This window comes from Candidatus Limnocylindrales bacterium, from assembly GCA_035559535.1.
In the GTDB taxonomy this organism is placed as follows: domain Bacteria; phylum Moduliflexota; class Moduliflexia; order Moduliflexales; family JAUQPW01; genus JAUQPW01.
This window is the reverse complement of the sequence record DATMBG010000012.1, coordinates 120241-142439: the sequence shown is the minus strand read 5'-3', so window position 1 is coordinate 142439 and position 22199 is coordinate 120241. Positions and strand designations below refer to the sequence as shown.

Here is a 22199-nt window from a genome sequence, read left to right as displayed (position 1 = left end):
ACAGTATTGCTAAATCGGCCATAGCTGAATTCTTCCCTTTTAGCTTTATTGCCCTTCGCTATGGGATATCTTCCCTGCTGCTTCTATGCGCTGAATTTCACTTTCTTCTAATTCATAAAGTTCATAAACTTTCCGATCCAACAACAGGTCAATCTGGTGGATTTCTTCTCTACTCCTCTGATTAATCGGAACCTGATGGGCAGACATAAGGGCGTCTACCAGCGTTACGAATTCCTTCTGAACCTGGAGTTCTACCTTTTTGATAGGTAACTTTCTGAGATGAACCAGCTTAACCTGGGAAAAAAGCTGGCCGGTTTCTGGAATCAATTTTCGATAGTAGAAAGAAAGAAGTTTGGAGTTCAACAGGGCCAGGATGTATTTCAGATCAACTCCCTGAACCCCTTCTCGAAGAATGGTGGTGTGAATGGTATTTGTAACATAATAGATCCCTTCATCGAAAGTTCCGATGATTCGATCGGCTGTTTGCCGGGTAAGAATTTTTGCAGACTTTAAAGCCCTCTCAGATCCCCATCGCATATTATCTCCAGGTTCCAGAATACGCCGATCATACCAAATGTACAGGCCGCTCCACCGAAGCCCATATCGCCAGATATCCTTTCCATTTAAAACCTTTTTATGATGTTCGGTTAGTTTCCGGGTAGAAATCAACTTTCGTTTTACATTTCCCGGATTGATCCCATCATGGCTTTCGCAGATTTCTCCCAGAGCCCAGCATCCGGCTTCGATTTTATCCATGAGTTGAATCTCCGCACCTTTAAGATAGATGTTGAACAGGGCACCGGGAGTCCTATAGAATTGACTCTGCCGAATCGTGTGGGTCTGGTAACAGGAAAAAACAGGGTTTCCAGGACCTTGGAGGATTCGTAAATTCTCAGCAGGAGGGACTTTGATCTGGACTTCCTGATTTTTCCTCTGTTCTTCTTGAGATTCTCGCTCCAGGGAAATAATACAATTCTCTACAAAGGCATTTTGAAAAAGACCTTTGGTATCCATGATTTCTAGAATTCGGGTCTTCTCCAGAAGATATTTTCTCAACGCTTCAAAGTAAACCTGGGTGAATAGGGTATTTGGGACCACATAGCTGAGGAGCCCCTTGGGAGCTAAAAGTTCGATTCCCCGTTCGAGGAAGAGGGCAAAGGTGTTGATCTTGAAAGTTGCAGACCGATACCGTTTATATCTGGCAACCACCTCCGGTGGAGTTTTGAGCTGATTGATAACCACATAGGGAGGATTTCCAACAATACACTCATAACGCTGCCGGAAAAAAGCATGTGGGTCACTATCCGTGGTCTGTAGTCCGTTGCCCCGGATCTGCGGTAGAAGCCCCCCTTCCCCCCGTCCACGGGAGGGCTCCCCCGCGAGCAGGGGAGGGGGGGAGAAACAAAGGGTAGAAAAGGAAAAGTCCTGGCAAAGTTGATGGATATAACTTCCAATCTGATAGGCGATTTCAGGGATTCTTCCCCTCCGACTCTCTTCTCCCAGTAAAGTATCCGCACAAAGGATAGGGAGGGTCTCCATGGAAAACCCAGGATCTTTTTCTTTAGCTTTGAGGTAAAGGTTCAGGGTTGCCAATTGACAGGCCAGTGGATCTATGTCGATTCCATAGAGATTGTACTTTAAAATATATCGAGGTATCTCCCCTTCAGAAATTTCCCCTTCCTCTTGATACATTTGATAAAATACCTCAAAAGCTTGAATTAACAAACTTCCACAACCACAAGCAGGATCTAAAAGTTTGATTTCCTTAACCCGCTTCAAATCCCGTTGCCCCGCTTTGATTTCTTCCCAAAAAGTTTTCAAAGTTTTTTCGACCAGATAACTCCCTATCCAGGGATAGGTATAAAACTGGCCTTTTTGGATCTGTTCCTCAGTCTCCTCCATGAAGAATTGATAAATCCAGCCCAATATATCCGGAAGATGCCAATCGGCAGATGAGATTCCTTCTCTCAGACAGGTCTGAACCTTTTTTAAGGTAGACTCAGAAGGAGTAATTGAAGAAGGCAAAACGGTAGAAATACAGGAACCCGGAGATAGAGAAATCTGTTCCCAAACATGGGAGATAACCTGCTGAAGGAAAAAACTCAGGGCAAGTTCCTTCACATAGGTCTTAACAGCCGGGTCGACCGCCCGGCAGGAATCTTCCGGAGCCAAAGGAAGAATTAGTCCCTTTGCATGGTTCCATGTCTCCGGGTCCCTGCGTCTCTGCATCTGCTGGTCTCTATCTTTCCATGTTCCTACCAACTGACGGCTCAAATCTTCTTCCAGGTACCCTTTACAAGTCTGAACCAGGGATCGCAGGGATTTAAGATTCATAAAATTTTATAAAAGCTCGTGAGCGCGCAACGGAAAACCCAAATTTTACCACCCTTACGTAATTCCAAAAAGAGACAGAGGGGATCGAACTGAAGGAGTTTCCCTGAGATGACCGTTCCATCCAGGGTTGTTAATCCAATGGGGTAACCCTTTATAATAGCATCTTGAAGAAAGCCGTCGGGAACTTTGAGGCTACCGGGTTTGAAATCAACCCCTTCCAGGTTCTTCATATGGCGAAGGGCTCTCTGGACGAGTTCTTGCTCTTGAACAAGATAGCCATACTGAATATCCAGGAAAGGAATAGCCCGGATCTGTCCCTGATCCCGAATATAAAGACTATTTTCATCCAGTTTTAAAAAGAGACCGCTCAAGGTCTCTCGGTTAGTTAACTTTATGATGATTGGGGTTTGTGATGTAAGTAACATAATCCAAGGTACCTCAACGTTTTTTAAGAGAAACTAAAAATAAATTTTAAAAGGGGAGGGTCCTCTCTGTCAATAGATAAAGAGCAATGAGTACCAGAGGCTATCCCCAGGTTACCCCGCTGGAGCCAACCTTCTTATTCTGGCACCTATGCCCCTAACCCCAACTTGGGAGAGAGGTTAGGGGGGGGGAGGGATTGTTCTTACTGAAGTCTCCCACTCAAGGACCTACGCGCCAGGATAAGAAGGTTAGCCCTAGCGGGGTGACCTGTTTGAGCTTGAAAAAATTCTGAATGACTGAAACCTCCGACTTGTGTTGGGGGCTACCGACAGTTCGCCCCTGACCGGACTCTTCAGTTTAACCCGGTGCGTATGAGGGCCAGGGGGGGAATATCCTCTTCCCCATACTAAATGGATACAGATCAGATACCGGATTCTTATAGCCTTGACAGTTTGGAGGGATGTTGCTATTAGATAGCTTAAGTCTCAGAACCAAAACCGCGGTAAGGAGATTCAAAAAAGGGAAGAAAAAATACTAAGACTGAGGAGAGATGCTTATGACAAAAATCAAACAAATTTGGTTTTTCTGGATTATTTTTCTCATAAGTTTTATACTTACTGTTCCATTCACGTTTGCGGCATATCCCGAGAGACCTATCACGTTAATTTGCCCGTGGGCTGCCGGAGGAGGAACCGACCGAGTTGCCAGGATGATCGCCGTTCTTCTGGAAAAGGAATTAGGTCAGCCTGTCACGGTGGTCAATCGAACGGGAGGAGGAGGTGCCGTAGGGCACACAGCAGGGGCTACGGCTCGGCCTGATGGCTACACCCTCACCATGGTAACTTCAGAGCTTACCATGATGCATTGGATGGGCCTCGCCCAGGTTACCTATAAAGACTTTAAAGCCGTTGCCTTGCTGAATATCGATCCGGCGGCGATCAACGTACGGGCTGATGCTCCCTGGAAAAGTGTCCAGGAGTTGGGAGAATACATCAAAAATAATCCGGGCAAGTTGAAAGCTTCCGGGACCGGTAAAGGTGGGATATGGGATTTGGCCAGGGCCGGGTGGCAAAAAGCCATGGGGCTGCCAGTGGATGCTGTCCAGTGGGTTCCCAGTACCGGTGCTGCTACAGGTTTACAAGAGTTGGTCGCCGGAGGCGTGGATGTCGTTCCCTGTAGCCTCCCAGAGGCCGCCTCGTTGATTGATGCTGGAAAAGTTAAAGCCCTTGCGGTTATGGCTGAAACGCGTAATCCCACGTTTCCCGATGTGCCAACGTTGAAGGAACAAGGGATTGATTGGTCCATCGGTGCCTGGAGAGGAATTATGGTCCCAAAGGATACTCCCGATGAGATCGTGGCTGTACTGGAAAAGTCCCTGGAGAAAATTGTACAGGATAAAGAATTTATCGATTTCATGAACAAGAACGGTTTTGGTATTCTCTTTAAACCTGCCCGTGAGTTTGGTCCTTTCCTTGTCGAACAGGACAAAACTATGGGCCAGCTTATGAAAGACGTAGGGATTATAAAGTAAAGAGGCCATGTCCCTATCATACTTCTTTTATGGGTGCTGAGGTATGGGTGCTAACAATAATATCTTGATTGGGATAGGAACCATACTTTGGGGAGGTGTTGTTTTCTTCCTTATTCGAGACTTTCCCAGATTGGATGACGGACACCCGGGTCCGGCTCTGTTTCCCGGCATCTTAGCCGGATTATTTATTGCTTTTGGAGCTTTTCTCTTGATCCAAAGCTTGAGAGCCCGAAGCCGTTCGGGGACAGACCCTCTTGCCTCATCTCAAGATAAAGGCAAAGACCTGCCGTTGCAGAGAACTTATTCTCCTCAAGGTTTCCTCAATGCCCTTTGTGTGGTTGCAGCCATTGCGTTTTACATTTTTTTCGTTGAGATCCTGGGATTTCTCATTACAGGATTCCTTCTTCTAACTTTATTGATGATAAAGTTAAAAGTTCCGATCTGGAAAAGCAGCATTGTTTCCCTTTTATCGACAGTTGGGGTTTACATACTATTTGCCAAGATCCTCAGAGTTCCTCTCCCATGGGGCCTTTTAGGCTGGTAGGACACAACCGAAAATTGCAAATTGTATATTGAAGATCTATTGTTGGTGGGTAACCCCTCATTTACGATTTGCAATTTACCATTAAATGATGTGAATTATGCTTGACCATATTCTTCAAGCGCTTTTGTTATTATCAAGTCCTTATGTTCTCATGGTCATGATACTTTCGGCTGTTTACGGTCTGTTCATCGGAGCGATGCCGGGTCTTACGGCCACTATGGCTACTGCGCTTCTGATTCCCTTCACCTTCTTCATGGATCCAGTTCCTGCCCTGGGAGCGATTGTCACTATGGAAGCGATGGCTATTTTTGCCGGGGATATTCCGGCGGCACTGGTTCGTATGCCGGGAACCCCTTCTTCAGCGGCTTATACAGACGACTCCTATGAGCTTACTAAACAGGGGAAAGCGGAGCAGGTTCTCGGGGCAGATGTCGTATTTTCCGTCATTGGGGGATTAATAGGGGCTTTCATCCTCATGATCGCTGCCCCGCTCCTGGCCGAATTTGCCCTTAACTTCACCTCCTATGAGTACTTCTGGTTAGGTGTTCTGGGACTGAGCGCCAGCGTCATGGTTTCCCGAGGATCTCAGTTAAAGGGGGCCATAGCTCTCCTTCTCGGCCTTTTTCTCTCCACCGTCGGAGTAGATATCACGTTAGGTTATCCCCGTTTTACCTTCGGTAATGTGGAACTCCTCAACGGAGTCAACTTCATTCCGGCCATGATCGGCCTCTTTGGAGTTTCCGAAGTCATTCGAAATGTCCTTCAGGGGGAAATAGACTATCCCATTGTAAGAGTTAAAGTGAAAGGTATTTTCAAAGGGATGGGGACGCTTTTAAAGAAATATAAAATAAACACGATCCGTTCTGGATTGATCGGTACTTTTATCGGGATTCTCCCTGGAGCCGGGGCGGATATTGCAGCCTGGATTGCCTATGCGGTCAGCCAAAAGTTCTCCAAAGAGCCGGAGAAGTTCGGGAAAGGACATATTGAACCGATCATCGATGCGGGAACCGCTAATAATTCCTGCCTGGCAGGAGCCTGGGTCCCTGCCCTCGTCTTTGGAATTCCAGGGGATTCTATCACCGCCATCGTCATCGGCGTTCTCTTCATGAAGGGTTTTCGCCCGGGTCCCACGATCTTTGAAAGGCAACCGGAGATCATCTACGCAGTTTATATTACTTTCATCCTGGCCAACCTCCTCATGATCCCCTTTGGATACCTGGCCATAAAATTCAGCAGCCAGATGCTCCGGGCTTCCCGAAATATTTTGATGCCCCTGATCTTGTTGTTCTCTATTGTAGGTTCTTTTGCCATTAATAATAGCCTGTTTGATGTGGGAGTTATGTTGGTTATGGGACTTGTGGGATATTTCCTGGAGGCTAATGGAATCCCCGTAGCACCGGTGGTTCTCGGTTTGGTCCTGGGCCCGATAGTCGAACAAAACTTTATGATCAGCATGATTAAAACCGGATGGGACTTAACCCTCTTCTTCTCCCGCCCCATCAGTGCCATCCTGGGAGTTCTCACCATCCTCGTTTGGCTGTTCCCCCTGTTTATATCCTTACTCCAGAGAAAACCTTCGGAAGGCTAAAATCTTCCCTCCATACCCCTTCGCTATCTCATACCCATGAGCCATCCCAGAGTTTCCATGTGAGGGCAGGTTTGAAACCTGCCCCCATTTCATGAAAGGTAAATGGGTATCAGAAACTGGCTTAAAACTTGCTCTTTTCCCTTATAGGAATTATGCCGTAAGGCCATAGCCCAGGTGCCTGCCGGTCATCCAGATACTTTTCCTTTCGGATGACGTTCCGCTCCCATGCAGATCGAAAACCTTCAAGACCTCAGAAGTGCGATTAGGGCGAAGCAAAGTCATCTTCCTCATTTTCTGGTAATAAGTTCTTAACAGCTTCGTAAAATGCACCTTGTTTATTTACAATATGCCTGAAGCAAATCATCGCCATCGTGTTCCAGATCATATCCTGTTCTTCCTCTGTAATGTTACGCTCTTCACACCACTCCTGATATAGTTTTATTTGGTTTTCAAATTCTTCATTACTAAACATATGAGTCCTTTCTATCTAGTATTTGGTTGAGTATCCTTACTACCTTCTTCCATTTTTGTTATTCTGTAAAATACTTCTGAACCTTAGCCATGTCATTATAAAAAATCACTATATTTGAAGTATTTCATAACCCTAAGCCGGTATGGAGAAGAGAAATATTAAGGGGTCAAATAGCTCCACCCATCCCAAGAAAAACCTCCTTTTCCCTGAATTTTCCCTTGACCCTCTTTGGTCTATCCTTCATCCTTGAAGAAAGGAGTGGGTAAAGAGGATGATATTTACAGTAAAAAACAATAAATAAAAAAAGGAGATTAACCATGAGAGAATCCGCCTGGAACCACCATTATATTCAGGCAAACGGCATTAAAATTCACTATGTTCGCCACGGTTCAGGGATCTCCCTTGTGCTTCTGCATGGCTGGCCAGAATTCTGGTTAACCTGGCGGAAGAACATCTTACCCCTGGCAGAGCATTTTGATGTAATCGTTCCAGATTTACGGGGATTTGGAGATACCGAGAAACCGGATGTGCGAAACCTCAATCTTTATGGACTGGAAGTTTTAGTTGAAGACCTGCAGGGGTTGGCGGATGCCCTGGGTTTAGATAAATTCGGAATTGTCAGCCACGACGTGGGCGCTTATGTGGCTCAGGCTTTTGCCCGGAAATATTCGAACCGTCTCCTGGGGCTATTCTTTTTCAACTGCCCTTATCCGGGAATCGGCCAGCGTTGGGCGGATCCAGATCATCTCAAAGAAATCTGGTATCAATCCTTCCATCAACAACCCTGGGCAGCTTCTTTAGTCGGTTTCAGCAGACAAACCTGCGAAATCTACTTTCGCCACTTCCTGGATCATTGGGCCCATAAAGCTGGTTCCTTTGATGAAGACTTCGATGCCTGGATCGATAACTTTATGAGACCGGGTAACCTCCAGGGTGGATTCAACTGGTATATCAGTGCCCATAAAGCCAGAACAGAGATTATCCGCCATGGCCCACCCAAACTACCGAAAATCGAGACTCCAACCCGGGTACTTTGGGGGGTCAGTGATAAAGTGCTTAAAGTGGAATGGGCCGATCGTCTTGGAGATTACTTTATGAATTATCGCTTTGACCCTGCTGAAGAGGCCGGGCATTTCGTACACTACGAACAACCCGAACTGGCAAATCGAGAGATTATTTCTTTTTTCTCGGGCCTGCGGACATGACCCCCAAGTAGGGCGAAGCGATGTCTCGCCCTACTAAGAAAATAAGTATCGGGGTGGCCTTCCAGGGCTCTTTCTTATACAAGAGTAGCTCTTTATTCTAACCCTTTCCTCCTGTTCCGGGAAAACCCTATCCTCAAACAGAGCTCTTGGGGCCGATCAGGTTGATTTCCTGGAAATCCGCTCTGCAATGGCAAGTATCCGATACATGGATCGGATAACAGGTAGCTCGATCAGTTCACCCTCTACAACCAGAAGACCCTCGGGGTTTTTGTTAAAAGCTTCAATGATTTTTCGAGCCCGGGCTATCAGGGCTTCACTTGGAGAAAACGCCTCGTGGATAATAGCCAGTTGTTTGGGGTGAATGGCAGCTTTACCGGTAAAACCGAGACTGGCACTGGCGGTAGCTTCCTGACGTAGACCGGCTTCATCTTCGAGGTTTAAATAAGGTACATCCAGAAGATCAATGCCGGCACTTGCGGCAGCATGGACCATACGGGAGCGGGTATAAAGCAGAGCTTCCCAGGTTTTTGAGCAACGTAAATCTGCCGACATGTCCACCGCACCGAGAATTAAGGAGTCAACCCGAGGGGATGCCTGGGCAATTTCATGGACCCTCTTTAAGCCTTGATTGGTTTCGATGATCACGTGGAATCGGATATGCTTACAGGGACCACTCAACAGCTCTTCCAGAAGTTGAATTTCTTCTGCAGATTTAACTTTAGGAATCATAAGAGCAGGAGGGGGAGTGTCACTCTCCGTAATGGCCTGAATATCTTTCAGCCCATTGATAGTACTGAGGCTGTTGATCCGAACCAGTTGCTCCACATGGCTATGGGTTGGGTTCCGAAATAAAGGTAGGGTAAGAGCCCGGGCTTCTGCTTTTCGATCTAAAGCAACTGCATCTTCTAAATCCACGCAAACCATATCTGCACCAGAATCCAGAGCCTTGGGAAAACGATCAGGTCGGAGACCCGGAACAAATAATAAACTGCGCCGGGGTCGGACAGGATGTTCATTGATATTCACGTAACACCTCCTGAAATTATACTTTCAATGGGTTCAAATAAGGGAACTCCATAAAGTTTTCCAATGGAACATGGTTATAAGTCATTTCCCATGAACACAGTATCAAGGTAATTTCTTCCTTCCTAAACCCACCCAATACCACTTCGGTGGTTGTAAAGCTATAGGAACACGGCGGTATCTTATCCGTAGTGTGGAATATTGGTCTCATGAGAAAATAACACCACCATTTTCTTCCAGGTAAGGGGCACGGTACACCGGGCCTGCACTTAAACCTTCTGTGGATTTTGAGAAACCTGTGAATACTCCTTCAAGTTATAAGATAAAAAGACCTGAGTCAATATAATTTCCTTGATTGATAACTCTCTTTCGTTTATTCTGTGAAATATGTTCACAAGTCTTCTAGAAATTCCCATCATCGATTTTCATACCCATCTGGGGAATATTTTTCCTATGAAAACCCGAGTTGACCTGGAGGCCGAAACCGGCTCTCCTCCTTCTTTAATGATAACTTCACCGGATATGATTAATCCCAGAGAACTGTTTTATCGAAATCGCCTCCAGCCTTTTTCGTTCAACTATCTGAAGCACGGTCTTCGGGTCCTTTATTGGAAAAGAAAAATGATTCAGGGCGCCACAATTCCCAATTTACAAAAGAGTATGAAGAAATATGGGATTTATCAAAGTGTCGCTCTTCCCATTGAATATACCTCTGAAAAAGAGGAGACTTCGGTTCTGGAGTTGATCCGGGTATGCGGGAAATATCGAGAAATAATCCCCTTCTGTTCGGTGGATCCCCGAGATCCAAAGGCGAAAGATCGTCTCAAATACTATCTGATACAAGGAGCCCGGGGACTTAAACTGCATCCGAATTTACAACGTTTCAAGCCCTCCGATCCAATTTGTTTGGAGATTTGTGAAGAAGCTTCCCGGTATTCTCTACCTATTATTTTTCATACCGGAACGAAGGGTACCGAGTCTCATCCTGAGCAGATTCCTTCTAACCTGGAAAACTTTGAAAGTATCTTCCCTATGTTTCCCCAAACCACCTTTATTTTAGGCCATATGGGAATTTCCCAGTACAGGCAGGCTATCCGATTGGCTCAGCGGTATCAAAATATTTATCTGGAAACCAGTGGACAGCCCACCGCCCATATCCGACAGGCTATTGAATCGGTAGGTGGTGATAAAATTTTATTCGGGAGCGACTGGCCCCTGTGGGATCCTATCCATCCTTTGAAGGCTGTTTGGGATGCAACGGGAAAGGATCTTGCGCTCAGAAAAAGGATTCTTTATGAAAATGCACGGGAAATCTTAAAAATTTAAAATTTTTTGTTGTCAGGTCATCGCTCCTACTGCTTTGTTACTTTAATTTTGCTTAATGTTTAAGTGACCATCACCCCCGGCCCTTCTCCCGTAGCGACGGGAGAGGGGAGCTGGGGAGTGAAAGTAGCCCTATGAGGTCAAAATTAAGTAAACAGTGTACTACTCCATACTTGGGGTCATTTAGCCTCAAAACCCTTCAGGCCCTAAAAATAGAAAAAAATAAAAGCGTACCAACTCCGGGAACTTTCCTATTCCCCGGGAATGTCTTATTCAAAGCTTGTCCTCCCTTCTCATTCCTCCTTAGTAATATGAAGAAAGGGTTAGAGGGAAGGGTGAGGGATATGAGAATGAGTCTTTATGAGAAAAATTTTAGTTTTATTCTTTAGTCTGTTCTGGATTTTGTCGTTCTCCGGTGCCTGGGCAGATCTTCCAGGAAGTATTGAGGTCTGGTTTACAACCGATGATGAGGTGAAAATTTCGGCTTCTTGGACCGTCCCTGCCGGGGAAAAGAAAGGGAAAAAAATACCCCTTATTTTAGTCCACCATTTCGGTGGAAGCCGCGTCCAATGGGATGCTTTTACACCGGCCTTTTTGGAAAAAGGATATGCCGTTCTGGCCATTGATTTGCGAGGTCATGGAAAGAGTATTTCAAAGGGAAAAACAGTTCTGAACGCAAAGGCCCCTGATTTTCTACAACAGGAAGCCGGAAACATGGTATGGGATATCAAGGCAGCCATTAAATGGTTGAAAACGCAGCCTCAGATCGAAGGTAAGAAAATAGGAATCATCGGCGGGGATTTGGGAGCCAATGTGGCCTTTGTGAGCGCAGGTACTTTTAAGGAGATCCGTGCAGCAGTTGCTTTATCCCCTGGGATTGACAGGCTCATCGGCGTCGAAGTTAAAAAATTTAACCCTAAATCCATTCTGTTTATGGCCACACTGGGGGATGGTCAAGGAGCCAGCTCTGTCGCTGCCGAAGGCCTCGCCAATATGACAGAAGATCCTAAGGAGACCAAAATCTATCGGGGAAAAGCCCATGGAATTGCTATTTTGTACGGGAATCCAGAGGCTCAAGAGGATATTTTTGCCTGGCTGGAGCAAAGACTTGGGCCGTAGAATCGGTCGAAGCTTGCCTTCCCTTGACAGGGTAGCCTTATCTTTTTAAGATTAAATAGAGGAGAATGTGATGTCTTACCAGTCTGTAACTCAACGGTTCTTAACCCATTTTGATCTGAGATCAAGACGACCGGATCTTGAGTATTTGTCCCAATTGGTCTATGCATTTGCTCAGCTTCCCTATGAAAATCTGACAAAGATCCTTAAAAACTATCGCACAGGAGATCCTACAAGTAAACTCCGGATGCCCGATGAGGTTATTGAAGATCATATCCGATATGGAACGGGAGGTACTTGTTTTTCTCTGACCTTTACCCTCTGGCAAATCCTCGAAGGATGTGGGTTTGATTGCTATCCGGTTATGGCAGATCGAAGTTACGGACCAGATACCCACTGTGCCTTAATCGTTCTCCTCCAAAGGCAAAAATTTCTTGTAGATCCAGGTTTTCTACTTTCCAGACCTCTTCCTCTGACCCATGAACCTGTAGCTGTACATAAATTTCCTATGAACTTTATCCAGCTCGAGAGACTCGAAGCTGGGAACTTGATAGGTACCGTCTCCGGTTATCGGGTTTATACGTTGAATAAATCGGTGAAAAAGTGGCGTTATACTCTCAAAGATCGACCGGTAAGTGTAGAAGAGTTTCGAGAACACTGGCTCAAGTCCTTTTCCTGGAATATGATGAATTCACTGCTTGTGACCCGGGTAACCCATGAAACTCAACTTTACCTGCGAGATAATTATTTACAAGTCACCTCAGAGGGCCAGCGTAATCAGCGGAAGATTCGATCGGATTATGCTCGGGCTATCTCTGAAATTTTTGGAATTCCTGAGGAGATTATTCTAGAAGCTCAACAGATCGTGAAACAGCAAAGATTATCCGTTGTTCGTAGTCCGTAATTTATTAGGGCTCCTAAAAACTTAGGTTCCAGCCCTTAATCCCTCTTCACCTCTTACCTTCTCTTTTTTCCCACAGTCTGGAAGAGGGATCGAAGTAGGGGTGAGCCATATAGGGTTTTTAAACCTATCTTCACCCTAACGGACATGGACGACTTCATTAAAAATCATGGCAACCGTACAACCCCCCCATCCGGTCAAGCTTTTTATCGCCATCCTCACCGGGCAGCCTGCGCTGGTTCAGCCAGTCTCTTCGATTCTTCAAACTCAATACGGTCCCCTTGACTTTTCCAGTCCTGGTGTGCCTTTTACTATAACAGATTACTACGAAGCCGAAATGGGAACCGGTCTTCAGCGCTTTTTCCTTTCTTTCTCCAGGCTTATTTCTCCCGATTGCATCGTAGAGGTTAAACATTTTACCACCCAGGTTGAAGACCAATTTCGACAGGAGGGGAAACGATTAATTAACCTCGATCCGGGTTATCTGGATTATCATAAGGTGGTTCTGGCTTCATGGAAATTCGGTGGTCAGAAAATTTACTTGTCCCAAGGGGTTTATGCGGATATCACCCTCTACTATTACAAAGGGCAATTTCTTTCCTTTGAATGGAGCTTTCCGGATTTTAAACTCGGGCTTTATGATCATTTTCTCATCAAAATGAGAGACCTTTACAAGCGCGAGCGACTGGCTGTGGAAAGGTTTTCCGAACTTTGATGGCAAGCCCAGTGGTCTTACCTTTTAGATTTCATAACCCCAGTCAGAATTTCCTTCCAGACCTCTTCACTCAGATCAATTCCACTCAGAATCATAACGGTATCTTCGGTTGAAATCCGAACAATAGAATTCGTATAGGTGGTCTTTCCATCTTCTGAGAAGACATCTTCATATTGGAGAAATTGTTCGTACAAGAGACTTTCTCCTAATGATTCTTGTTTGATCCGCTTAGGAACCTGATCAAAGCGGAAGGCCATAAGCTCAATATATTTATCACTTAAGTGTTGGATCACCTCTTTGCCAGAGGGGGAGAAGCGGATGCGTAAGGCATAGAGTTGGGGGAACAGCTTGGGAGTCTTCCGCCCGAGAAATAAATCTCCTTCCTTGAAGCCTATCGTCATTTCCTGGCCGTAGCGCTTTCCTTGAATTTCCAGAATATATCCCAGATATTCCTCAGCTTTCATCCCCCCAAACATTTCCAGATAAAGTTCTAGACACTTAAACTCTTCGGGGTTTTCAACGGTTGCATATAAAACCTCTTCCCGCCGGATGGCTGTATCACAACGGACTTTCCGTATCGACTCGCTTAATCCATCCAGGATTTTGGGCAGGGAAGTTATCAGATCCTCCGAAAAGACTTCCGGGTAGGTGAAAAATGGATTGAGAAAAACCAGACTTCCCACAAGGAACAGAAGAATCCACGATTTAAACATAAGGTTAGTCGGTTTAGAGAATCTTTCAAAATGCATAAACCCGCTGAGGTTTTGAAAATCTCAACATCTAGGGGGTTTAAAAGGGTTCCCCGATCTATAAGAAGTTTACTAAACTTCCTATCTGTGTCAAGGAAGATTGTTCCTTGAATTTCCTCCATAAGTTGGAGACACCGTTTCAGATCTTTTAGACCCGGCGGGGTAGCTATAAATCCTTCCACCATCCTATTCCAAAACCGGAAGAAACTCTGGGAACTCAAAAGATGAAAGGATCGCTTGAGGGTAAATCCGGGAGAAAAGGGGATTTTTCTTGACGTAAACGCCTATCTTATAGTAAACCTACCGGTAGTTTTACGGATTGATATTTTATTTTTTACCGATGGTTTGATTTTGTTCTGGATCTGAACCCTTAATTCGTGATAAAATGACTTATCCAACTTTAATCGAAATTCAGCAGGCCGCCGAACGTATTAAGCCTTACATACACCGAACTCCGGTGTTTACTTCTTCTAGCCTGAATCATATGGTCCAGGCAGATCTGTTTTTCAAATGTGAAAATTTTCAAAAGGCAGGAGCTTTTAAGTTTCGAGGTGCCTGTAATGCGGTTTTATCTTTATCTGAAAGCGAAGCACGGCGAGGAGTTGCTACCCACTCTTCGGGGAACCATGCGGCTGCACTTGCACTGGCTGCTCAAAGGCGTGGAATCCCCGCCTTTATTGTGATGCCGAGGACCGCTCCTGAAGTTAAAAAAGCTGCCGTGGCAGGTTATGGAGGAAAAATTGTCTTCTGTGAACCAACTCTGGCTGCCCGGGAAGCTACCCTGACTAAGATCGTTGAAGAAACAGGTGCGACCTTTATACATCCATATAACGATCCCCGGGTTATAGCCGGTCAAGGAACAGCCGCACTGGAGCTATTGGCTGAAGTCCCAAAATTGGATGTTATCATGACTCCCGTAGGAGGTGGAGGACTTTTAAGCGGAACGGCCATTGTCGTATCGGAGCTTTCTCCAACCACTCAAGTGATAGGTGCCGAGCCGGAAGGTGCAGACGACGCTTACCGATCCCTCCAGGAAGGCCGAATCGTTCCCTCGGTCCAACCCCACACCATAGCCGATGGTTTACTTACCTCCCTGGGTGATCTGACTTTCGCTATCCTTCAGAAATACGTCCAAAAAATTGTAACGGTCAGTGAAAAGGCTATTATCATGGGTATGCGGCATGTCTGGGAACGTATGAAAATCATCATTGAACCTTCTGCGGCAGTCCCTGTAGGAGCCCTGTTTGAAAGAAAAATAGACCTTACCGGCAAACGTATCGGTATTATTCTATCGGGGGGAAACGTGGATCTGGATCGATTACCCTGGAGGTCCTGACAAAACATGGGGCCAATAATAAAACCAGGGAGGCTTCTCCCACGCTGTGGGAGAGGGGAGTTGGAGGATCTCCGGGTTAACTTCCCAAGTCCCCCCCTGTCCACGGGGGGATGGAAGGGGGGAGGGTGAGGGCCGTTAAAAGTCAAGCAAAACCAAGTAAACAGTGTACTAAAGGTATAACCTTGTTTTTTTGTAACCGAACAGCAAGGAGGTTAAAATGGCAGCCTATGTAATTGCACAAATCCATATTACCGATCCCACATTGTACGAAGAATACCGAAAACTTGTTCCGCCAACCCTTGAAAAATATGGAGGCAGATTTATCATACGCGGAGGTAAAGTCGAAACCCTGGAGGGGAATTGGCAACCTCAGCGTCTGGTTGTGCTAGAATTTGAAAGTGTGGAGCGGGCTAAACAGTGGTATAACTCACCCGAGTATACCAAAGCCAGAGAGATCCGCCAAAAGGCCTCAACAGGTAATGTGATTATGGTTGAAGGGGTTTAAAACCCCTGTTGAGGGGAGAATCTTCTACTTAAAGATAGGGCGGGGTAAACTTAAAACCATTCTGCGTAACTGTAACCCTTTAGTAGGTGTCACTTTTTCTGTCTGAACATCCCCCTGGCCCCCCTCCAGGGGGGATTCAGCAGCAGCAACTCCCTGTCAGTCCCCCCTGGAGGGGGGCCAGGGGGATGTTTCTTTTTCCGCCTACTAAATCGATACAGATACCCATTCTGCTTTTTCCTTGCTTTTGAAGATAATTTCTTTTATCATGATTCTATAAAGCAGGTAAAGGATATGGAGGTCAAATGATAAAAATCTTTAACTCTCTGGTTGGTTCTTTAGACGGGTAAGTTATTTGAAAAGTAAGTGGAAAAGAAACTGATCGAACTATTTCAGTCTTATTTCAAAGAGATGGTCAGGATCGTTACCCCGCTCAAGGCCCACGGCTCGGATCGAAAAATTTACCGATTAGCCGGTGTGACCCGTTCTGCTATCGGAGTTGCTAACGCCGATCGGGCCGAGAATATCGCTTTTCTGGAATTCTCCCGGCATTTTAAGAAAATAGGCTTACCGGTTCCTGAAATCTATACAGAAGATCTTGACCATGGGATTTATCTAGAAGAAGACCTGGGCGATTTAACGCTCTTCGATGCATTGGCCAGGGCCCGAAGGGGACCGGACGATTTTCCCGTTGAAATTGAAGCAATTTATAAAAAAGTTGTTCGAATTCTACCTAAATTTCAAATCGAAGGAGGAAAAGATCTTAATTACGAAGTCTGTTACCCTCGATCTACCTATGATCGCCAGTCCATGATCTGGGATCTTAACTACTTCAAGTACCATTTCCTGAAACTGGCAGGGATCCCCTTTAACGAACAAAAGCTTGAAGATGACTTCCAAAAACTGGCCGATTTCCTTGTGGAAGCCGGGGGTCCCTATTTTTTATACCGGGATTTTCAATCTAGAAATATCCTGCTAAGAGCTGGAACACCGGACCCAAAAGATCATTCAGGCACCCCCTACGAGCCGTTTTTCATCGATTACCAGGGAGGACGTCGGGGAGCCTTGCAATACGATATTGCCTCGCTCCTGAATCAGGCCAGAGCTCAAATCCCTGAAGAAGTACGTCAACGACTACTCACGGAATATCTAAGTGCCCTGGAAAGCTATATCCCCGTGGATCGGAACGCCTTCATCCGATACTATCACGGTTTTGTTTTAATCAGAATGATGCAAACCCTGGGGGCTTATGGGTTTCGAGGACTCTACCAGCGAAAATCCGGGTTTCTCCTGAGTATCCCGGAGGCTGTACAAAATCTTAAACATTTCCTTTACACCCATCAACTCCCCGTTGATTTGCCAGAACTAACAACAGTCCTTCATTCTATCGTTTCTACCCTGGACAAAGACAAAAAGAATCCTTCGGAAAACAGGCTGACCGTTCGAATTTTTAGCTTCTCGTACCTATCTTCCGGTATTCCTTTGGATGAAACGGGGACCGGTGGGGGATTTGTTTTTGATTGTCGATATCTTCCAAATCCCGGGCGTGAAGCAGCTTATCAACAAAAGACCGGTCGAGATGCCGAAGTTATCGCCTATTTGAAAAATATTCCGGCAGTAGAGGAGTTTCTGAAACACTGTTTTGCTCTGGTAGACGCCGCCGTAGAGACCTTTATCTCTCGAAATTTCACCAGTTTGACGGTCTGCTTCGGATGTACCGGGGGACAGCATCGTTCTGTATACTCGGCCGAATGCCTGGCTAAACACCTGAGGGAAAAATACGATATAAATGTAGAGCTACGGCATCGAGAGTTGGAAAAAATCGGATGATCAGTCTTAACAAATCTGCTGTTCAGCTCGAAGGAATCACCGTCCGTTTTGGAGGCTATACGGCTGTAGAAAATATAAGCTTTGAGGTAGGAGAGGGCGAGTTTGTAGCCATTGTTGGACCTACGGGCTGTGGTAAAAGCACGCTTTTAAGCGTGGTTGCAGGTCTCCTCCTGCCTACTTCAGGTGAGATCCGAACCTTCAAAGAGCCGACGAAAGGATTAAACCGATGGGTTGGATATCTCTTTCAGCAAGATGCCCTTCTGCCCTGGAAAACCGCTTTGGACAACGTCGCCCTTGGGTTGATCTTTCGACAGGTTCCTGTTCAAGAAGCCCGCCAACGGGCCAGGGAATGGCTGGCAAAGGTAGGGCTTAAAGGATTTGAGAACTATTACCCCCATCAATTATCAGGTGGCATGAAGAAGCGGGTTGGACTGGCCCAGATTTTGATTCTCAATCCCAAAATTTTATTAATGGATGAACCTTTCTCGGCTTTGGATGTTCAGACTCGGAACCTGATGGAGAACGAGTTGCTTCGACTGTGGCAAGAAGACCGGAAATCGGTTCTTTTCGTTACCCACGACCTGGAAGAAGCTGTAGCCCTGGCAGATCGCGTGATCGTACTATCCGCCGGACCGGCATCAAAGCTTATGGGTGAGTTTACCATCCCCTTATCCCGTCCTCGGGATGTAGCCGAAATTCGATTGACGGATAAATTCCTGGAAATTCACCGTGAAATATGGCATATTTTGCGAGGCGAGGTACTTAAAAGTTATGCCCAAAATCTCTAAACTCCATCTTTATCAAATCGGCCTCTTTGTTGGAAGCCTCTTTGTCTGGGAAGGGCTGGTGCAGGCTAAGATCGCAGACGCATTTTTCTTCTCCACCCCTTCATCTATCTTTCTGCGCCTGGCGGAATGGCTGTTAAAAGGGGATATCTATCGCCATCTCTCCATAACCTTCATTGAAACCCTTTTTGCCTTTGTTATAGGTACCGGGTTGGGGATAGGGATTGGACTCTGGTTAGCACTGGCACCCAAGGCTCTCAGAGTACTGGAACCTTATATTAAAGCTTTCAATGCCATTCCGCGTGTAGTCCTTGCTCCGATCTTTACCTTGTGGTTTGGATTGGGAATGATTTCTAAAGTGGCCCTGGGGGTGACCCTGGTTTTCTTCCTGGCCTTTTTTAATACCTATCAAGGTATCCGTGAAGTTAACCCCGTCATACTGGCCAATGCACGCATGTTGGGAGCCTCACGATCCCAACTCCTCCGACATGTTTATCTCCCTTCAACGGCAGGCTGGATTATTTCAAGCCTCCGATCTTCCATCGGTTTTGCCGTGGTGGGAGCGGTGGTAGGCGAATACCTGGGATCCTCGGCAGGCCTGGGTTACCTCATCGCCCAGGCTGAAGGTGTGTTTGACACAACGGGAGTCTTTGCAGGAATGACCCTGCTGGTTGGGTTTGTTTTAATCCTGGACTCGGTTGTAAATCAAGTGGAACGACGTATATTAGCCTGGCGACCCTCCGAAACTTAAGAAAGGGAAGGTAAGAAATAAAGAACAAAAAGCCAAAGTTAAATAAAATGAATAAAAAACCCGGGAGTCAAAACCATGAAACGACAAAAAATAAACAGAAAGGTAAGAGATAAAGAACAAAACCTAAAAAGGCTCAAAGAATCGAAGACCCAGGCAATCCGGGAACAAAGGACAAAAATATCAAAAATTTTTGCCTTTTTTCTTCCGCCCTCCTCCTTTCTCCTTTTTCCTTTGGTTCTTTGCCTTTTATCTTTCCCCCTTTGCCTGTTGATTCCATCGGTTTCCCTCGGCTTAGAAAAGGACAGGGTTGTGCTGGCGGTGGGGGGCAAGATAGGGATTCTTTACCTGCCCCTTACCGTGGTAGAACAAAAAGGTTTTTTCAAAGAAGAAGGACTTCAAGTAGAAATCCAGGATGTCCAGGGAGGTGGTAAAGCTCTCCAGGCCCTTATAGGCGGCTCGGCAGATGTAGTCGTGGGAGGTTACGATCACACGATCCAAATGCAGGCCAGAGAGAAGGAAGTAACGGCAGTTGTTTTGCTTGGACGATATCCTGGACTTGTACTGGGCGTACGAAGCGACTTGGCCGACCGTGTAAAACAAGTGAGTGACCTCAAAGGAATGAAAGTTGGGGTTACGGCCCCTGGGTCTTCTACGCACTTTTTCATCAACTATCTTTTGAGTAAACAAGGATTAAAACCTACAGACATTTCGGTTATCGGCATAGGCCAGGGTAACACCGTCATAGCAGCGGTAGAACATAAACAGGTCGACGCTCTGGCCAATGTGGATCCCACGATAACTGTTCTGGAGAATCGCGGTCTGATTAAAATCATGGTCGATACCCGAACGGAACAAGGTACCCGGGATATTTACGGGGGCGAGTATCCCTTTGCTACGCTCTATACCAGGCGGGACTTCATAGAGCGTTACCCTGAAACTACCCAGCGGCTGGTAAATGCCTTTGTTCAAGGTCTCCGTTGGATGCAGGGCAAAAGTCCAGAGGAGATCGCACAAGTACTTCCAGAATCCTACTTTGCCGGAGATAAGGATCTCTACCTGAAAGCTCTGGCCAACTCACTGTCCATGTTTTCACCAGATGGCCATTTTCCAAAAACCGCCTCGCAAACAGTCCTTACCGTTCTCTCTCTGTTTGATGAGCAGGTTGCACAGGCTCGTATTGATCTTTCGAAAACCTATACCAATTACTTTGTAGATCGGGTACCAAAATAGAGTCGGCTGAGTCTCCAACTCTCAGCTTCTCTAATAACAAGTAAGTCAATCGTCCTCGATTGATAAAGGAATTCTATGAAAACCTATCCAATCAACCTAACTTACAAAAGTTTTCATTTTATTCTTTTCGTACTCATTCTGTTTAATATTACCGCCTGTGCAACTGCGAAAACCGGTCGTCCTGCTCCTCGACAATCGGATCAATTCCCCGAAACGAATATTCCGCTTTACGGAAAGCTCCTTGTCAAAACGGAGCTTATCTTCGGTCTTTCCAAGCCCGATGGGGGAGTTATTTCCGAAACCGAATGGCAGAAGTTTTTGGACGAGTATATAACTCCTAAATTCAAAGAAGGGTTAACCGTCCTAAATGCAGATGGGCAATATCAGACCTCATCCGGGGAAGTTGCCAAAGAGAAATCAAAGGTAGTTATTTTGCTCTATGAAAACAGTAAAGAAATGGATGCTTCCATTGAAGCGATTCGATCCAGCTACAAACAACTCTTTCAACAAGAATCCGTTCTCCGTGTAACGACTCCTGTCGGAGTATCGTTTTAGATTAAACACGGAAAGTAACTTAAATCAAGAAGATATAAACCGTTGTCCGGTGGATGAAGGTAAGACTACGACTTCATTTAACCATTTTAGAGAACTATGATCCTTATCCTGACACCTAACATAACTCCTGAAAGGGAAGAATATAAACAATTAATGAGTGCTCTGGCGAATCTTCAAAATATACAGATCCGGGTTCATACCGTACAGGGAACCGAACAGTTATTGACCGAGGTTTATCTGATCGGTAACACCAAATCGCTTTCCACGGATTACATGAAAAGTCTTCCCGGTGTAGAGAAAGTAGTGCGGGTTTCTGAAGAATACCGGATTTTGGGTCGACACAAGGATGACGACCGTCCAACCCATTTTTATTATAATGGGGTACGCTTCGGACAGGATAATTTGAATATTTTTGCAGGCTTATGTGCGGTGGATACCCCTGAGCATGTTGAGATGATGATGAAAGCGCTCCATGAGAACGGGCTGGTTTGTACGCGTATGGGGGCTTACAAGCCGCGTACAAGCCCTTATTCGTTCCAGGGACATGGTCGAAAGTGCCTTCCTTACGTGTTTGAGTTGGCCGGTAAATATGGAATTAAGGTTATCGCCATGGAGGTTACCCATGAGTCCCATGTCATGGAGATTCGTGAAGCTCTTTATCGGACAGGTAATCCGACCGGTGTGATGCTACAGATCGGAACGCGCAATATTCAGAACTTCGAGCTATTAAAAATAGTTGGCCGCCAGCAGGAGTTTCCGGTATTGATCAAGCGTGGATTCGGAATTACCCTGGATGAATCCCTGAATGCAGCAGAATATTTGGCCAGTGAAGGGAATCGCAAGGTTGTTTTCTGCCTGCGGGGTATGAAAACCAATCTGGGGGATCCCCATCGCAACTTTGTTGATTTCGCCCATGTTCCTGTTGTGAAACACCTGACCCGCATGCCTGTCTGTATTGACCCTTCCCATTCTGTGGGTTTACGAAGCAGTGACCCCAACGGGATTCTGGATATCATGCATGTAACGGCCCAAGGTGTAATTGCCGGTGCCAACATGATCCTGGTAGATTTCCATCCAGAACCCAGTAAAGCGTTGGTAGACGGCCCTCAGGCCCTCCTGCTTAAAGAACTTCCGCATTTCCTTGAAGATGTACAAATTGCCCGGGAAGCCTATGAGAAACGGTTGGCATTGGCCCAACGTTATCGGTAAAACAGTCGGGTTGACGAATCAGGTCTGGGACCCTACATTATTTACTACCTGTCCAAAGAACATGGTTTAAAAAA

21 protein-coding genes are annotated in these 22199 nt (G+C 45.9%); 16 read left to right on the top strand and 5 right to left on the bottom strand.

Going from position 1 to position 22199, the window contains the following annotated elements; genetic code table 11:
• Positions 1-45: 45 nt before the first annotated feature.
• Both VNM22_03580 and VNM22_03575 read right to left on the bottom strand, forming a co-directional pair.
• On the bottom strand, positions 46-2334 hold the full coding sequence (locus tag VNM22_03580) for a TaqI-like C-terminal specificity domain-containing protein (GenBank protein HWP46221.1): 2289 nt from the start codon (positions 2332-2334) through the stop codon (positions 46-48).
• Positions 2331-2759 (bottom strand): hypothetical protein, encoded by a 429-nt coding sequence (locus tag VNM22_03575; GenBank protein ID HWP46220.1) that lies wholly within the window; start codon positions 2757-2759, stop codon positions 2331-2333. Before VNM22_03575 ends, VNM22_03580 begins: the two co-directional genes overlap by 4 nt.
• 554 nt (positions 2760-3313) lie before the next feature.
• Here VNM22_03575 and VNM22_03570 point away from each other — a divergent pair.
• The 3 genes from VNM22_03570 (at position 3314) to VNM22_03560 (ending at position 6423) form a co-directional block, all read left to right on the top strand.
• On the top strand, positions 3314-4288 hold the full coding sequence (locus VNM22_03570; protein HWP46219.1) for a tripartite tricarboxylate transporter substrate binding protein: 975 nt from the start codon (positions 3314-3316) through the stop codon (positions 4286-4288).
• A 43-nt stretch (positions 4289-4331) separates the two neighbouring features.
• On the top strand, positions 4332-4832 hold the full coding sequence (locus tag VNM22_03565) for a tripartite tricarboxylate transporter TctB family protein (protein ID HWP46218.1): 501 nt from the start codon (positions 4332-4334) through the stop codon (positions 4830-4832).
• Between the two features lie 97 nt (positions 4833-4929).
• Positions 4930-6423, top strand: coding sequence for a tripartite tricarboxylate transporter permease (locus VNM22_03560; GenBank protein ID HWP46217.1), 1494 nt, complete (start codon positions 4930-4932; stop codon positions 6421-6423).
• A gap of 262 nt (positions 6424-6685) precedes the next feature.
• Here VNM22_03560 and VNM22_03555 read toward each other — a convergent pair whose 3' ends face one another.
• Positions 6686-6895, bottom strand: a complete 210-nt coding sequence (locus VNM22_03555) for a hypothetical protein (GenBank protein ID HWP46216.1) — start codon at positions 6893-6895, stop codon at positions 6686-6688.
• Positions 6896-7212: 317 nt separating this feature from the next.
• Here VNM22_03555 and VNM22_03550 point away from each other — a divergent pair, with 317 nt between their 5' ends.
• Positions 7213-8100, top strand: coding sequence for an alpha/beta hydrolase (locus tag VNM22_03550; GenBank protein HWP46215.1), 888 nt, complete (start codon positions 7213-7215; stop codon positions 8098-8100).
• Between the two features lie 156 nt (positions 8101-8256).
• Here VNM22_03550 and VNM22_03545 read toward each other — a convergent pair whose 3' ends face one another.
• The gene (locus VNM22_03545) at positions 8257-9126 is read right to left on the bottom strand and encodes a CoA ester lyase (protein HWP46214.1); all 870 of its coding nucleotides are present in this window, start codon (positions 9124-9126) and stop codon (positions 8257-8259) included.
• Positions 9127-9510: 384 nt separating this feature from the next.
• Between VNM22_03545 and VNM22_03540 the strand changes: the two genes are divergently transcribed.
• The 4 genes from VNM22_03540 (at position 9511) to VNM22_03525 (ending at position 13178) form a co-directional block, all read left to right on the top strand.
• Positions 9511-10449 (top strand): amidohydrolase family protein, encoded by a 939-nt coding sequence (locus tag VNM22_03540; protein HWP46213.1) that lies wholly within the window; start codon positions 9511-9513, stop codon positions 10447-10449.
• A gap of 357 nt (positions 10450-10806) precedes the next feature.
• A complete protein-coding gene (locus VNM22_03535; GenBank protein ID HWP46212.1) occupies positions 10807-11565 on the top strand; it encodes an alpha/beta fold hydrolase in 759 nt (252 codons plus the stop codon).
• Positions 11566-11635: 70 nt separating this feature from the next.
• Positions 11636-12466 (top strand): arylamine N-acetyltransferase, encoded by an 831-nt coding sequence (locus VNM22_03530; GenBank protein ID HWP46211.1) that lies wholly within the window; start codon positions 11636-11638, stop codon positions 12464-12466.
• Between the two features lie 166 nt (positions 12467-12632).
• The gene (locus VNM22_03525; GenBank protein HWP46210.1) at positions 12633-13178 is read left to right on the top strand and encodes a DUF4416 family protein; all 546 of its coding nucleotides are present in this window, start codon (positions 12633-12635) and stop codon (positions 13176-13178) included.
• A 17-nt stretch (positions 13179-13195) separates the two neighbouring features.
• On the opposite strand, the gene VNM22_03520 is transcribed toward VNM22_03525, so the two are convergent.
• Positions 13196-13891: a hypothetical protein gene (locus VNM22_03520; protein HWP46209.1), complete on the bottom strand. Its 696-nt coding sequence runs from the start codon at positions 13889-13891 to the stop codon at positions 13196-13198.
• Positions 13892-14312: 421 nt separating this feature from the next.
• On the opposite strand from VNM22_03520, the gene VNM22_03515 reads away from it, so the two are divergent.
• The 8 genes from VNM22_03515 to VNM22_03480 all read left to right on the top strand — a co-directional run bounded on the left by VNM22_03515 (position 14313) and on the right by VNM22_03480 (position 22125).
• Entirely contained in the window at positions 14313-15263 is a 951-nt protein-coding gene (locus VNM22_03515; protein ID HWP46208.1) for a pyridoxal-phosphate dependent enzyme, read from the top strand.
• Positions 15264-15480: 217 nt separating this feature from the next.
• Complete coding sequence (locus tag VNM22_03510; GenBank protein ID HWP46207.1) at positions 15481-15768, top strand: DUF1330 domain-containing protein; 288 nt, start codon at positions 15481-15483, stop codon at positions 15766-15768.
• A 363-nt stretch (positions 15769-16131) separates the two neighbouring features.
• Positions 16132-17595 (top strand): RNase adapter RapZ, encoded by a 1464-nt coding sequence (locus tag VNM22_03505; protein ID HWP46206.1) that lies wholly within the window; start codon positions 16132-16134, stop codon positions 17593-17595.
• The gene (locus VNM22_03500) at positions 17592-18383 is read left to right on the top strand and encodes an ABC transporter ATP-binding protein (protein ID HWP46205.1); all 792 of its coding nucleotides are present in this window, start codon (positions 17592-17594) and stop codon (positions 18381-18383) included. The genes VNM22_03505 and VNM22_03500 overlap by 4 nt, the downstream gene beginning before the upstream one ends.
• The gene (locus VNM22_03495) at positions 18367-19131 is read left to right on the top strand and encodes an ABC transporter permease (GenBank protein ID HWP46204.1); all 765 of its coding nucleotides are present in this window, start codon (positions 18367-18369) and stop codon (positions 19129-19131) included. The genes VNM22_03500 and VNM22_03495 overlap by 17 nt, the downstream gene beginning before the upstream one ends.
• A gap of 309 nt (positions 19132-19440) precedes the next feature.
• Positions 19441-20361: an ABC transporter substrate-binding protein gene (locus VNM22_03490; GenBank protein ID HWP46203.1), complete on the top strand. Its 921-nt coding sequence runs from the start codon at positions 19441-19443 to the stop codon at positions 20359-20361.
• A 75-nt stretch (positions 20362-20436) separates the two neighbouring features.
• Positions 20437-20916 carry a DUF3574 domain-containing protein gene (locus VNM22_03485; protein ID HWP46202.1) on the top strand — a complete coding sequence of 160 codons (480 nt, stop codon included), beginning with the start codon at positions 20437-20439 and terminating at the stop codon, positions 20914-20916.
• Positions 20917-21012: 96 nt separating this feature from the next.
• Entirely contained in the window at positions 21013-22125 is a 1113-nt protein-coding gene (locus VNM22_03480) for a hypothetical protein (GenBank protein ID HWP46201.1), read from the top strand.
• The last annotated feature ends 74 nt before the right edge of the window (positions 22126-22199 follow it).

Coding starts and splice junctions, on each gene's coding strand:
- VNM22_03565 (HWP46218.1), top strand. CDS start 4,332: ATGGGTGCTAACAATAATATCTTGATTGGGATAGGAACCATACTTTGG.
- VNM22_03520 (HWP46209.1), bottom strand. CDS start 13,891: ATGTTTAAATCGTGGATTCTTCTGTTCCTTGTGGGAAGTCTGGTTTTT.
- VNM22_03535 (HWP46212.1), top strand. CDS start 10,807: ATGAGAAAAATTTTAGTTTTATTCTTTAGTCTGTTCTGGATTTTGTCG.
- VNM22_03510 (HWP46207.1), top strand. CDS start 15,481: ATGGCAGCCTATGTAATTGCACAAATCCATATTACCGATCCCACATTG.
- VNM22_03575 (HWP46220.1), bottom strand. CDS start 2,759: ATGTTACTTACATCACAAACCCCAATCATCATAAAGTTAACTAACCGA.
- VNM22_03480 (HWP46201.1), top strand. CDS start 21,013: ATGATCCTTATCCTGACACCTAACATAACTCCTGAAAGGGAAGAATAT.
- VNM22_03530 (HWP46211.1), top strand. CDS start 11,636: ATGTCTTACCAGTCTGTAACTCAACGGTTCTTAACCCATTTTGATCTG.
- VNM22_03525 (HWP46210.1), top strand. CDS start 12,633: ATGGCAACCGTACAACCCCCCCATCCGGTCAAGCTTTTTATCGCCATC.
- VNM22_03580 (HWP46221.1), bottom strand. CDS start 2,334: ATGAATCTTAAATCCCTGCGATCCCTGGTTCAGACTTGTAAAGGGTAC.
- VNM22_03555 (HWP46216.1), bottom strand. CDS start 6,895: ATGTTTAGTAATGAAGAATTTGAAAACCAAATAAAACTATATCAGGAG.
- VNM22_03495 (HWP46204.1), top strand. CDS start 18,367: ATGCCCAAAATCTCTAAACTCCATCTTTATCAAATCGGCCTCTTTGTT.
- VNM22_03540 (HWP46213.1), top strand. CDS start 9,511: ATGTTCACAAGTCTTCTAGAAATTCCCATCATCGATTTTCATACCCAT.
- VNM22_03500 (HWP46205.1), top strand. CDS start 17,592: ATGATCAGTCTTAACAAATCTGCTGTTCAGCTCGAAGGAATCACCGTC.
- VNM22_03550 (HWP46215.1), top strand. CDS start 7,213: ATGAGAGAATCCGCCTGGAACCACCATTATATTCAGGCAAACGGCATT.
- VNM22_03515 (HWP46208.1), top strand. CDS start 14,313: ATGACTTATCCAACTTTAATCGAAATTCAGCAGGCCGCCGAACGTATT.
- VNM22_03560 (HWP46217.1), top strand. CDS start 4,930: ATGCTTGACCATATTCTTCAAGCGCTTTTGTTATTATCAAGTCCTTAT.
- VNM22_03570 (HWP46219.1), top strand. CDS start 3,314: ATGACAAAAATCAAACAAATTTGGTTTTTCTGGATTATTTTTCTCATA.
- VNM22_03485 (HWP46202.1), top strand. CDS start 20,437: ATGAAAACCTATCCAATCAACCTAACTTACAAAAGTTTTCATTTTATT.